This window comes from Thalassotalea sp. 1_MG-2023 (assembly GCF_030546745.1).
Lineage (GTDB): Bacteria > Pseudomonadota > Gammaproteobacteria > Enterobacterales > Alteromonadaceae > Thalassotalea_C.
Map to the genome: position 1 here is coordinate 117,189 of NZ_JAUOPD010000001.1, position 13,429 is coordinate 130,617.

8 protein-coding genes and 1 pseudogene are annotated in these 13,429 nt (G+C 37.6%); all 9 read right to left on the reverse strand.

Translation table 11 applies throughout. The annotated features are described in order from the left end of the window. Positions 1 to 9: 9 nt before the first annotated feature. Positions 10 to 819, reverse strand: a complete 810-nt coding sequence (gene phnX / locus Q4489_RS00525; protein ID WP_303475657.1) for a phosphonoacetaldehyde hydrolase — start codon at positions 817 to 819, stop codon at positions 10 to 12. A gap of 27 nt (positions 820 to 846) precedes the next feature. Continuing rightward, on the reverse strand, positions 847 to 2,190 hold the full coding sequence (locus tag Q4489_RS00530) for a DUF5690 family protein (protein ID WP_303475660.1): 1,344 nt from the start codon (positions 2,188 to 2,190) through the stop codon (positions 847 to 849). A 91-nt stretch (positions 2,191 to 2,281) separates the two neighbouring features. Beyond that, complete coding sequence (locus Q4489_RS00535) at positions 2,282 to 5,119, reverse strand: TonB-dependent receptor (protein ID WP_303475662.1); 2,838 nt, start codon at positions 5,117 to 5,119, stop codon at positions 2,282 to 2,284. A 397-nt stretch (positions 5,120 to 5,516) separates the two neighbouring features. Then, positions 5,517 to 7,435, reverse strand: a pseudogene (locus Q4489_RS00540) (acyltransferase family protein). Positions 7,436 to 7,513: 78 nt separating this feature from the next. Further along, the gene (locus tag Q4489_RS00545; RefSeq protein WP_303475666.1) at positions 7,514 to 8,548 is read right to left on the reverse strand and encodes an XrtA/PEP-CTERM system-associated ATPase; all 1,035 of its coding nucleotides are present in this window, start codon (positions 8,546 to 8,548) and stop codon (positions 7,514 to 7,516) included. Between the two features lie 5 nt (positions 8,549 to 8,553). Beyond that, positions 8,554 to 10,146: a TIGR03016 family PEP-CTERM system-associated outer membrane protein gene (locus tag Q4489_RS00550; protein ID WP_303475668.1), complete on the reverse strand. Its 1,593-nt coding sequence runs from the start codon at positions 10,144 to 10,146 to the stop codon at positions 8,554 to 8,556. Continuing rightward, positions 10,109 to 10,981: an XrtA-associated tyrosine autokinase gene (locus Q4489_RS00555; protein WP_303475670.1), complete on the reverse strand. Its 873-nt coding sequence runs from the start codon at positions 10,979 to 10,981 to the stop codon at positions 10,109 to 10,111. Before Q4489_RS00555 ends, Q4489_RS00550 begins: the two co-directional genes overlap by 38 nt. Position 10,982: 1 nt before the next feature. Beyond that, entirely contained in the window at positions 10,983 to 12,563 is a 1,581-nt protein-coding gene (locus Q4489_RS00560; protein ID WP_303475672.1) for an XrtA system polysaccharide chain length determinant, read from the reverse strand. Positions 12,564 to 12,609: 46 nt separating this feature from the next. After that, complete coding sequence (locus tag Q4489_RS00565; RefSeq protein ID WP_303475674.1) at positions 12,610 to 13,245, reverse strand: XrtA/PEP-CTERM system exopolysaccharide export protein; 636 nt, start codon at positions 13,243 to 13,245, stop codon at positions 12,610 to 12,612. Positions 13,246 to 13,429 lie beyond the last annotated feature (184 nt).

Here is a 13,429-nt window from a genome sequence, read left to right on the forward strand (position 1 = left end):
TTTGCTATGTTAAGGGCGTAAATGCCTAACTCTTGCTGCAGTAATTTTTTGAATAACTGGAATGGCGTCAGCTAAAGAATCGACCACATAATGTGCGCCAGCTTGATACAACGTATCATAAGCTTTTTGCTTTAAAGCAGCTTGTTCTGAAATTGATAATGTTTGCCACTCTGATTCTGTAAGACCTACGGCATTGCCTGTTAACGCAAGTCCTACAGTCCACATACCTGCGGTTAGTCCTTCTGTAATACCTGGCGCAGAATCATCGAACTTAATACAGTTTGCTACATCTGTTACGCCTAGCTCAATAACATTCTGTAATGCCATCCATGGGCCAGGTCGAGAGCCTGCGGGTAGATCGTCACTTGCTACCCATGCATCAGGTTGATAGCCATAATCGGCTGCTACGGGTACTAATATTTCCATTACTTCACGTGGGTAACCAGAGCAAGAACCCACTTTGATATCGTGCGCTTTTAACCATTCAATTGTGCGTAAAGCGCCAGCGATAGGTTGTGCATGATCAGCTACTTTTGCTTTTTGTAGGGGCATAAATGTTTGATAAATGTCATCAACAACGGTATCTGTCATTGATTGACCGAATTGCTTTTTCCATCGCGCATCTACACTGGAAAGTTGGCCTAAGGCTTTAATATGATCCCATTTCCCCATGCCCATCGGCACACGAGCTTCGTCAAGTGACACCTCAAAATTAAACGCTTGTTTAAAGGCTTCAACAAATATGGTTGTTGGTGCAACTGAACCATAATCAACTACGGTGCCAGCCCAATCTAATACTACGGCTTCTATCTTAGACATTTTTTGTTCCTCTTTTTAAATGTGTATTTACGCATTTGAGTTGACTGAGTAATGGTTTGCATTGCTCTGTATGACAACATCCACTGTTTTTTTGGCGTTGTGTTTGCGTAAACGAAATGAAAAATAGATTAATGAAGTGATAACTAACAATGCACCTGCACAGGCAACGAAGTAACACAAAAAAATAAAAAATTGTAACCAACTTATTTCTGGCGTTGCAAAGGTGCGGTAAAGCAACATGCCAACACTGCCAACGTATCCGGCAGAGTCTGCTAAATAAATCAGAAACCCTGCATTGGCAGTAGAACCCACTGCAGAAATCATGCGGTCGAATAGAAAACAATTATAGGGAATATAGGCAATATATAAGCCTGCGCCTAACCATACCATCCAACTTTTTCCATCGATCCACTGCTGTTGAAAAGCAAAAGTAGTGGCGCCTAGTAACAAGCAACCAAAGCAAATAAAGCCATGATTGGTGAGAAAAGCCTTGCGATTGTCTTTCACTAATACCATGGTAGCTAACACCACTAAGACTACTCCTGCAATTCGTATACCTGCGTAAGTAAATATGGCAGGCTCTTCTCCATACCCAAGCGCATACCAAATTTCAGCAGAAAAATTATCGCGAAAATCTCGTAGTCCAGTGAATAATAAAAAGCTGAAAATTAGTAGTAAAATACCAGGGGCGTATTGTGTAAAAAACTGCCAACGCTGTTTTCCTGTCATTGGCTGCCTGGCTTGACGAGCGAGTTTATCACTTGCCGAAGGTGCCGGTGTTTGTGCAAGAAAATACACTGAGATAAATAAAGGAATTATAAATAACGCACCTGTAGCTGCTGGCATCCAGTATTCAGTTACTTGTAAATCCGTTAATAACCATTGTCCAACCGTTCGAACTAAACCCGATGCAACAATGAAGGTAACACTGAGAAAGGCGCCGAGTATTTCAGAGGTTTTTCGTCCTTCTAAAAAGCTAAAAACAATCCCCCAAATCATGCCCAGTGGTATACCATTTGCAAACATCATTAAGGGCTTCCAAGGTTCTGGTACCACCGCAAATAAAATGAGCGCACATTGTGCTAGCATCACTAAGCTCAATAACATATAGGCACGTCGCGCGGCTGGCAGTTCGGATATCACTTTTATGCCAATGAATTTAGATAACATATACCCTAGTACTTGCGCTAGAACGATCGCGACTTTGAAATCTAATTCGCCAAAAATATCGCCGCTTTCTTGGTAGGTAGCAACTGAAAAAGGCTTACGAAAGGCATACATGCAAAAGTAAGTCATGAATGCTGCTGAAGAAGCATAAATTACGAATAACAGAGTATGGCAGCGTTGAAGATAATTATGTACAGCAGACATTGATCACTTACCTGTAATATTGAATAGAACCACCTGAGGTGTTCAGGTGGCACATTAATGTGGAGAGTACTCTCCACAGGTGACAATCACATTAAAAGAAGTCGTACTTAATGCCGATTTGGCCACGAATACCGTAGTACTCAATTTGATTTGGTCGCTGCTCTGAACCGGTAAAATATTGTAACGGTTCATCGGTTAAGTTATTGAGTTCTAGATAAATCATGGCATTGTCTGAAATGTTGTATGAGGCAGTAGCATCAACACTGGTGTAATCACCGTAGTATGTGTCTAAGCTGGTATTACTGCCATGGTCTTCTATGTATTCGCCTTTATGGTTCACTGCTACACGTGCGGCAAAATCTCCATTATCGTAATAAACTGCAAGGTTATACAGCATATCTGCTTGTCGTGATATTTTAACGTTATCTTCACGACCGGGGATCTCCATTTCAGAATCCATCAGGGTAAAGTTGAATGAAAGGCCAAAATTATCAAGTGAATCATCAATGAAACCTAAGCTTGAATTTGTGGCAAATTCAATACCATGTAACCATGCATCATCACCATTTAGTGGACTTTTAACGGTCACTGATTGACCACGATATGTTCCTTGATAACTTTGTGAAAACACAGGGTCAATAATTTGTTTATAGAAATAACCCAAGGTAATCACACCAGCATCATCAAAATAATATTCATACATTAAATCTAAGTTGTTCGCATAGGTTGGATCTAAGTCAGGGTTACCAGACTTGAGCTGATTTTCCATTTCCAGATAGGTTGCTCCTGGCGAAAGTTGGCCAAAATCAGGACGTGAAAAACTACGTGTTAATGCTAATCGAATATTGCTTAAGTCACTTTGATGATAAGTAATGTGTAGAGATGGCAATACCGACCAATAATCTTTCCCCCCTTTTTCTTGCTCGACTGAAGTGCCGTCATCATTTTGAACCGCAACATAACCGTTAACATCGGTTTTAGTTTGCGTTGCTCTTATCCCACCTAAGACTGTCCATTGATTTGAAGGCTTATATGTAGCCATACCATAGAAAGAAGTGTGGGTTTCTTCCAGATCAAAATTTCGGCTTAAACCACCACCATTTTCAACAATTTCAGAATCGCCTGATAAAAATGTAAGTTTGTGCTTGTTATCAACCCACCAACGTTTAAGGTCTTTTACAGGAATCACCTGCGAAAAGTGCTGTTGATAATCAATGTTAAAATTATTTAAATAATCAGAGCGACCAGGCTGGTTAGTAAGGCTTACCCCTAGTTCATCGGCGACTTCTGCTAGTGTTGGCGTTGCACCATATTCTGCTTCATTCCAACCATAAAACTTGTCATAAAAGTTCGCGTTACGTTCTTTACTTCGGTATTTCGCCCCAGCTTTGATTTCGAGTTGTTCACTGGCCTGATGATAAATATCAAATTGAGCAACAATTTTATCTCGTTCTTTGATGTCAATGCCGTAAAGCTCTACATCTGCCAACACGGCTTGTGTTGGATCCATTACCCAATCACTAGGTAAATGCATACCAATGTCTAAAGCAGGATCAGTACCGCCATCTATCTCGTTATAAATTAATCCGCTGCCTGTATCAACACCATTCCTGACGCCTACATCACCATCAAAATCTACGTTTTGTTTAAATTTAACAACGTAGTAAGCGTTATCTTCGGCGTTTGGTATATCACCGTATTCAAATTTATTTTCGTAGGTGCTTAATTTCCATTCGAGACGTGTGTCGATATTAAAATCATGCTCACCACCTACTTCAAATCCTCGCATTTCGGTAATAAGTTCATCGTAAATATGTTGAAGTTCAACACGATTTTTGTTGTAACGGACACGGTGTTTATAGTGGGTTTCTTCATCAGATAAAGTGCCGTACATTGCTTTAGCATAAACAAGGCCGCTATCTAACAGGTATTCGCCGGCTAAATTCAAACCGTACGTTGCACGAGTACCGGTATAATCTCTAAGCTCTAATCGGTGAATACCGGCCACACCATCTTCATCTATTTCACGTCTAGGTTCGTAATTGTCTGTCGCCCAATCTCGTTCCCAGGCCGTAGCATTGACTAAAAAGCCAAATTTTCCGTCATCTGAACGATCACCATAAAGTACATTGAACGAGTGGCTACCACCTTCGGCTTTTTCTGAATCACCAACCCCAATGTTTACTGAAAGTAGCTGTTCATCAGGAGCACGACGCGTAGTGAAATTAATATTGCCGCCTATAGCATCGCCTTCCATATCCGGTGTTATGGCTTTTGATACTTCTACCAGTTCAATCATGTCAGTGGGGAAAAAATCAAATGCTACTGCACGACTTGTTGTTTCCTCTTCTGCTGTCGGCAAGCGATCACCGTTAATAGATGTTGAGTTCCATTGAGCAGGAAGGCCACGAACGGCAACAAAACGCCCTTCACCTTGGTCACGTTCAATCGATACGCCGGGCATACGCTGTACCGCTTCAGCTGCATTTCGGTCAGGTAATTTTCCAATACCATCAGCAGACATTACGTTTTTAATGTTGTCTGACTCTTTTTGCATGTTCATTGCTTTCATTTGGCCACGGCGCATGTAGCCAACGGCAACTACTTCTTCGAGTGTGTTTTTATCGACATTTAAAGTCAAGTTACCTAATTGAGTTAACTTATCATCAATCACATGGATACCGAATTCAGCAGAAGGGTAACCTAAGTAGTCAACACGAATTTTATGCTCACCAGCGGGTAAACGGTTTAAGGTAAATTGCCCCTGATTGTTAGTTGCTGCTTTGCCATCCCCGCCAATTAATGTAATTTTAGCACCTGATAAAGTACCTGTTTTATCCATGACAGTTCCAGAAACAGAACCATCGGCAAAAGCACTTAAACTAAAGCAGGCAAGTAAACTAGCTGCAATTGGTGTAAGTTTTGTCATGTTAATCCCTAAAGTTTTTATGATATGTATTCACTAAACCTATTCTGGTCTAGACCAATTATTTGATGCACATTTTATTAGGAGTTTGTGACAGTAATATTTCAGTTAATTGAAACAATCGTGACGGTAATATATTGATAAGTTGGGTAGAGTTTATAAAGAAACGTGTTTAGCTATTAAAAGGCTTAATTAGATAAAGCAAAGGTCTTTAGAGCGCTGAATGTTATTACTTTTGGTGGAAATGAGAAATTTTTATTAAAAACAAACTTTAATCATGAGTTGGATCAGAGTGGTTCAAATGAGCCGCTGCAATGATTTAAATTTTTGAATTTATTAAAGCTATAAGTATCTAGGTAAATATATACAGATTCCCTGAGTCTAGATGGAACTTTAACATTTATTGGTAGGTACTAATGTCTATATTCTTTAATAAGAGGATTGAACCATCTACCGATAGGTGGCCAGCGTCACGATATAAAAATGTTCCGTTGTTATCTACGCGACATGTTTTACCTTCACATAAATAATCTTTTAGCCAAATAACGGTAGATTGACTTTCAATAGTCTGGAGTACTTCATTAACTAGTTTTTGATGGGATGAATATTCATTAAAGTCGATTTCGCATGAATCTCGTAATAAAAGAGCTCCACCATACTTTCTTTCTAAACATTCACCAATATCAAACCCTGATTTGGGGGGGGGGAGATAATTACAGTTGTTTTTCCATGAGCCTGTAATGTACGAAGGGTAGTATTGAAGCTTTTAAGAAAAAGTGTTAAATCAGCTGTAATAGCGCCATCAATGGTTTGATAATGGCCGTTCTCAAAATCTAAATAAGTAATCAAAGTTGAGCTAAGCACAACATGCGAAATATCCTTATTATTAAGTATGTTGTTAAGCGCTTGCTCATTAAAATAAAGACATTCTTTTGCCCAAATAGAATCATAGTTACCTTTAATTGGCGCTATTCCTGATATTGGACCGCACATGCTTTTTGTTAGCTGTACAAAGTTTTTATTATTTACAGCAAGTCCAGGCACCAGATGCATAGCGTAACTGTCACCCCAAATAGCCATGGTTGGTTTACCTGATATACATGTGTCTTTTAAGGTACCATCTTGTTCAAAAGAACCATTGCATGATTGAGATAGACCGTAATTATTGCGCTTTATATGTGCGTATTCGTCAATCGTTGTAGAGCTAACTACGCCAGCGAGTAAAGGAATAGTTAACAAAAATGCCGTTGTTATTGACGTCATTTTCCAAGTAGTAAAATTATTTTTAAAGCGACCTAATCGAAATGGTGTTTCTATGAATAAAAACTGAGCATAACCTAGGATTAACGATATAAAAATAAGTAATATTTTCGTCGATAATGGAACATGACCAACATAACTTAGGTACGCAAATGCAAATAACGGCCAATGAACGAGATAGATTGAGTATGACCAATCCCCAATTTTTTCAATAGATTTAAAAACCTTAAGGTTTGGCAACCATTCTTTATCACCGAGTAAAATCAATGACGTTGCTATGACAATAATGAATGATTCTAGACTTGGGTGTTCATTGTTTATATTGATTGTGCAAATGATAAAAATTATAAGCAAGCATGCAAACTTCACTATAGCGTGCGGGCGTATAGTTGATTTATTGAGTACAAACCATGCACATAAAGAACCTGCTAATAATTCCCAGGCTCTAGTAAAAAGGAGATAAAACGCCCATTCAGATTTAGACGTGTCGGCTAACCGCCATAGTATAGGAGTTGCTCCATCCCCTTTATAAACCCAAGTTAGACACCAATAAAGGCTACCGATAAAGAGTGCAAACAAGCCGAATAACCGCAATTTTTTGGGTATTAGAAATAGAGTTATGGGTAGTAGGAAGTAATATTGTTCCTCTAAAGATAATGACCAAATATGTAATAAAGGTTTACCTTCTGAGGTACTTTCAAAATATCCTGTTTGGGTCGGTAAAACCATATTTGCACTGAAAGTTAGAGCGCCAACTAACTGCTGAAGGAAATCGAGCCACTGTTGATGTGTTAATATGGCTAACGCTAATAAAGACGTGAAAAGTAGCGTGCTATATAGTGCAGGTAATAGTCTTTTTGCCCGCCTTAAATAGAATGTTGAAAATGAAAATTCTTCTTTCTCTAACTGTTTTAAAATTAATGACGTGATTAAAAAGCCAGAAAGTACGAAAAATATATCAACACCAAGGTAACCTTGACTTAAAATACCAATATTGCTGTGATAAAGGACCACGAAAAGAACAGCAATGCCCCGTAAAAACTGTATATCTCTTCTCAATGTAGTTTTGCCTTAATGTGGATTAAAAAAAGCAGTATTAAAATAGTTAAAAATCTACAACTGCTTATTTTATATTAATTACTTCTCTTCAGAGGTATTTGTTTCAGCATATTGTTTGCTTTTATGCTTTAACAGTTTATCGACATAACGGGCCATTTTTACTTTTTGCTTGATTGAAGACTCTAAAATTTCTTCAACATCTCTAAGCACTTCTTTTATGTTTTCAACATTTTCTGTTGAATTTACTACAACCTGTTTATTTGGCTCTTGGCTGGTAAGGGTTTTATTGTTTAGTGAACCTGTGAGCTCTACGTCCATTTCTTCTGCGACCGCTAAAATAGCTGCAGAGTTGATAATCTCAAGTTCTTCTAGGAAGCCAAATAATAATAACCGATCAACAAAAATGTTTATTTTACGGGGAACACCAAGGGTTTTTTCATGGATAAGTTCAAAGGCATCATCAGAGAAAACATCATCTCGTTCACAGCCTGCTTGGTGAATACGATGGTTAATATATTCTTTAACTTCTTCTACGGATAATGGTCTTAAATGTGCAGAAGCGATGATGCGTTGCCTAAATTGCTCCATATTAGGCGCTTGAATAATAGGTTTTAATTCCTCTTGGCCCAATAAAAAACTTTGAATTAGGGGTTTATTATCTAATTGAAAATTAGATAACATTCGTAGTTCTTCAACAGTTTCTGAGGGCAAATTTTGTGCTTCATCAACTATTAGTAGTGCGCGTTTACCTTGTTTATTCAATGAAATAAGAAATTCTTCAATTGCTTGTATTAAATCTGCTTTAGTATCGCCTTTTGCTTTAATCTGAAATTCAGATACCACAAGGGCAAGTAATTCGTGAGGATCTAATTTTGTCGTCACTAACTGCGCAGCAACAATACTTTCATCACCAAGCTGATTTAATAAGTTTCGAGCAATAGTCGTTTTTCCAGTGCCAATGGGACCAGTGATCACAATAAAGCCCTCACCTTGATCTAAGCCATATTGTAAATATGACAATGCGCGCTGATGATGATTTGAAGCAAAGAAAAAACGCGGATCAGGGCTTAACTGAAAGGGCTTTTCCGTAAACCCATAATGACTTTCGTACATGGTTGTTAAAAATCCTTGGTGATTTTTAAGGTCACTCGACCTTCTTCATAATTAAACTGGGATGTAGAGCTACGATTTAAATGTCGTAAGTCCACCGATAAATTTAACGTTTTATTGAGTGACTTATTATACCCTAGGGTGATTGTTCTGTATCTATCTTCACGCTCGTTATCAGTATTTACTTGGAATTTACGCTCAGTATAAGAAGCCACAAACTTTACTGTAGAACGTCCACCAATTTTTCTAGATACTTCAAAAGATGTCGACAACATTTCGTCAATGTCGCTTGTTTCTAAATTTTCTCTCTCATTTGCACGTAATGAAAAATTAAAAGTGGTTCGCGGCAATGCTAATGTTGACTGCCAACTTCCACCTTTATTTAAGGAAAAAACGTTATCTTCAATTAATTCGTAATCAGATACATTAACGAGTTGATAGTCATCGAAAGAAATATCACCACTTCCTGGTAAGTAACAATTAGCTATCTCGGTGTTATCGCCTTCTGGGCACCAAAAAAAGCCTAAGTTAATAAGATTATAGTTATCACGAGTGAAACTTTGTAATTGTTCTTGGTAACTTATTGTGTTGGTTAATCGACGGTTGCTATGGGTTAAATTAAGCCCGTAACTATCACCATAAAAGCGTTGTGAATAATTGGCTGATAATTGTGTTCTAATGCTCGGCTGCCAATTAATGTTAGCATCTACATATTCTTCTTGTTCGTTACCATCAATATCGAGGTCATCACCAATGGGGGTATTATATGAAAGGTCGATGTTTAATCTTGGGGTCGCTTCCCAACGAAAACCTGCACCAATTGAATTTGATTCGTTAGTTCTACCTTGGTTTAAACTTCCTTTATTATCTTCGTCGTAATAGCGAATAAAAGGGTTGAACTTCCAGCCGGTAATATAACCAATCTTTATCTCGGTTTGGTAAATACGGCTAGTAAGGTCATTATTTTCTTGCTCTTGATAGCTGCCATTAGCATTCCAAAAAATATGACGTGCAGAAGAACCATTCGACGTAATGATATTGCCAGAAAAACCATCCCTTTCACCTATGCGATCTTCTGTTTCGCTCGTATTAGCTGCAAGAGAGCTACTTAATGAAAAGTCGCTATTATTGACGTCGTAATTAATACCTGCACTATAGCGCTCAACTTGAACAACATCACCAGAAACAATGTCTGCTAAGGAGTTTCTCGCGCCATTTTGTGCTTGATTTTTGATGCTTGCACTACCAAAAACGCTAAAACCACTTGCTCCCAATCTTAGGTTTACATTTGAACTAAGTGAATGAAAGTCGTCATCTAAGTCATGATCATGGCTATACCAAACATTTGTACTAGTTGATTGAAAATCAAAATTCAATAATCGCGTTTTATACGTTGAATTTAGAGACACCGCAGCTTGGCTAACTAAACTCGATATTTCATTTGTTTGGTTAAGCTCTACATTGTCTGAGTATGTTTCATCAAGCGATAATGTTGGCGTAAACTGCCAATCACCTGCAACACTAGGAAGTGCAGCAAGGCAAAGGGTTATCGCAACGGCGAGCTTATTCTTTTTCACCGTATCCGTAGCCATAATAGCCATACAAATCCTTATGAGATCTTATTGCTTTATTGAGTACTAGACCTACCGCTAAATCTTCATTAAGCGATTCAGTTGCTTCTTTAATGTTAGCAATGCTAGTTTTAGATTCTTCTACAACAATTAATGCTTGCCCCATGAGATTAGCAAGTACTAAGGTTTCAGTAACACCAACAAGTGGTGGGCAATCAAAAATAACGACTCGATCAGGGTAGCGATTTGCTAATTCATTCGCTAATGCTGCCATTTTTTCACTGGCAAGTAATTCATTTGATAAATGATGTGGATTACCTGCAGGAATGATTTTTAGCTTGTCGATATTAGTATTAAAAATTACTTCACTAACGTCTTTATCAGGGTCTAATAAAAACTCTATTAGTCCTTCTGTTTGTTCTACACCTAACTCTCTATTGATACTTGGGCGTAGTACGTCTGCATCTACAAGTAATACAGTTTTATCTTGTTCTAATGCTATGCTTAACGCTAAATTAATGGCGACAAAAGTTTTACCTTCATTCGGTTTAGCACTACTAATCATAACCAGATTAGGGTGATTCAGCATTTTAGAAGCTACACCAAAAGCATTGTTTAATAGCTTACGTTTTATCTGACGAAACTCATCTTTAATACTTTTACGTGCGCCAGTATCAATTAAATAACCTTTGGTCGTAAGACCGCTTTTATCTATATTTAATATGTTGGTCGTTGATAAGTTCTTCGGTGCTGCTTTATCAACTGGTTTTTTTTCAGCTTCAACCTGCTCATTGGCAATATCTTGAGTGTTATTATCAAGTGCTTTGTCTTTTTTCTTCGCAAGTGCTTTTTCTATGGTACTCATGTTATAGCATTCCTTTTAACGGAGCCTGAATTTGCTCAGGAAACATCGCATATAAGATGAAAAGTATTAATAAACAAACCAATACTGAGTTAGAAGCAATAAAAATTAATGTTTTCTTCTTATTCCATTTTTGTAAGCCTAAGTTTTCTGTTGCAGAAACAATACCGAAAACAGGAATGCCTGTTTCACGGGTTACTTGATTACGTGAAGTGACTACAGGGTTTATTTGACTGACTAATAAAGATAGTCCTAAACCAACACCAAAGGCTAAAATTGTACTACCAATTAAAAACAGAATGCGAGGTGGCCCACTAGGATCTTTTGGAGCTCTTGGCTGGTCAATCACACGAAAGTTTATTTTACTGGTGGTTTCATCAGCTTGTTTAGCTAACTGTGCCGTTTCTTTCCGTTTTAATAACTCTTCGTACTTAGTTTTAGTGATTTCATAGCCACGATTTAAACCCGTTAGTTGAGCTTCAATCTCAGGAAGAATATGTATTTTATTTTCTAAATCTTTTACTTCTTGTGCGTAATTATCACGGCGCACTTTAATTGAAGCAATTTGATTTTCTAACTGATTAATCTGTATTTGCAGATTTTGAATAACGGGGTTTTGCGATAATGACAGCGAAGAAGAGTCACTACGTGCCGTTAAATATTCATCTATTTCTTTTTTGCGTTGCTTGTTTAAATGAGCTAGACGATTTTGCACTTCTTTAACGTCTGGATGTTGCTCAGTATATTTGAGTAACAATGAATCTAACATAGACTCAAGTTCAACTATACGGTCATCATAGCTTGTGTTTACGGTATTCGAATCAACAACTGCGTTAGAACGATCAGTAGAGTCAGCCTTATTACTACCTAGCTGAGCTACTGCGTTTTTAAGCTGAGATTGAGTTTCAGAAAGAATGAGCTCAATCGATTTAAGGCTTTCCTTAGCGTTATTCAATTTACTGTAATACCCGCCAAATTGGTTGGGTAACACTTCACTATATTTTTGTTTGAACTCTGTCAGTTTAGCTTCATCGGCTAACAATCGATTTTCATATTCTTTTATTTGGGTATCTAAGAACTTTTGTGCGGTATCAGATTCGCTTCGATTCTCACCTAGGGTATTTTCAATAAAAACCGTTAACGCTGATTGCACAACACTTTTTGCCATCTCTGGGTCTTTATCTTGATACGAGATAGTAAAATAGTTTTCACGTCCGGCTTTTCTGATTTCTATACCATTTTTTAATGTGTTTATAAGTGCTTCATATTCATCAGAAGTTTGTACTTGCACATCTAAATCAGTCATACGTGTGATACGCTCGAGGTTTTCTCGAGAAAGCAAGGTTCTTACCATGTAAGATATTTGCTTATCTGGATCAGTTTGTACGGTTAATCCACGTAAAAGTGGTCCTAAAATAGATTGTGTATCTGCATAGACTTTTGCCTCAGATTCGTAAACATCATCCATTTGAGAGATAACTACCCATGCGACAGGGCATATCATCCAAGTCGCTACAATAATATAACGACGCTTTAGCCAAATTCCTTTTAAGTAATCTAAGGCTTGTTCTATAATTTCTTGCATTCCTGACCTCTGTACAACAGGTAACTAATTATCAAAAACGGTTCAGTTAAAACCAGGTTTCAGGGATGACAATAATATCGCCGGGCAATACATCAACATTCGCTGATATTTCACCATTCTTAATTAAGTCTTCAATTTGAATTCGATACTGTTTTTGTTGACCGCTTTCAATGCGTACTAGTTTTGCATCGTTTCCGTCTGCAAACTCAGTTAAACCGCCCACTTGAATCATGACATCAAGTAAGGTCATATTCTTTTTATAGTTAACCGATTGCGGCTGCGTTGCTTCACCAATGACACGAATTTGTTCGCTAAATGGTCCAACAAAATTGTTTACAGTGACAGTAACAACGGGATCTCTCAAATAAGTTGAAAGAATTTCTTCGATAGAACGGGCCAGTTCAGTTGGCGTTTTACCCGATACTGGAATGTCTTCCACTAACGATGTCGTGATCATACCGTCTGGTCTTACTACAAATGATCCTGAAACTTCAGGGTTACGCCAAACAAAAATGTTTAGAACATCACCTGAACCTATAAGATATTTATAAGAGGCTACATCTCTTGTTTCAGATTGATGTAATGTTGCAGGAGGGAGCGAAGTAGAGCTACATCCATTTAAAATATACATCGCACTTAATACTAATATTGCTTTTATTTTCACGAAGGTTTTGTTTTCCATGGCTTCAACCTTGAGTTAGGGTTAGTCGTTACTTAAGTTAATTGATAAGCTAACAGATTTTTTACACTTTTTACAGACTGTAAATTTAATTTTAACATCTGTCATAAAATAATGAATTTTGGTATATTCTCGTCTTCTATTGTATTTGTTGATTTTAATGCAAAAGAAATTACATTGTGAATAA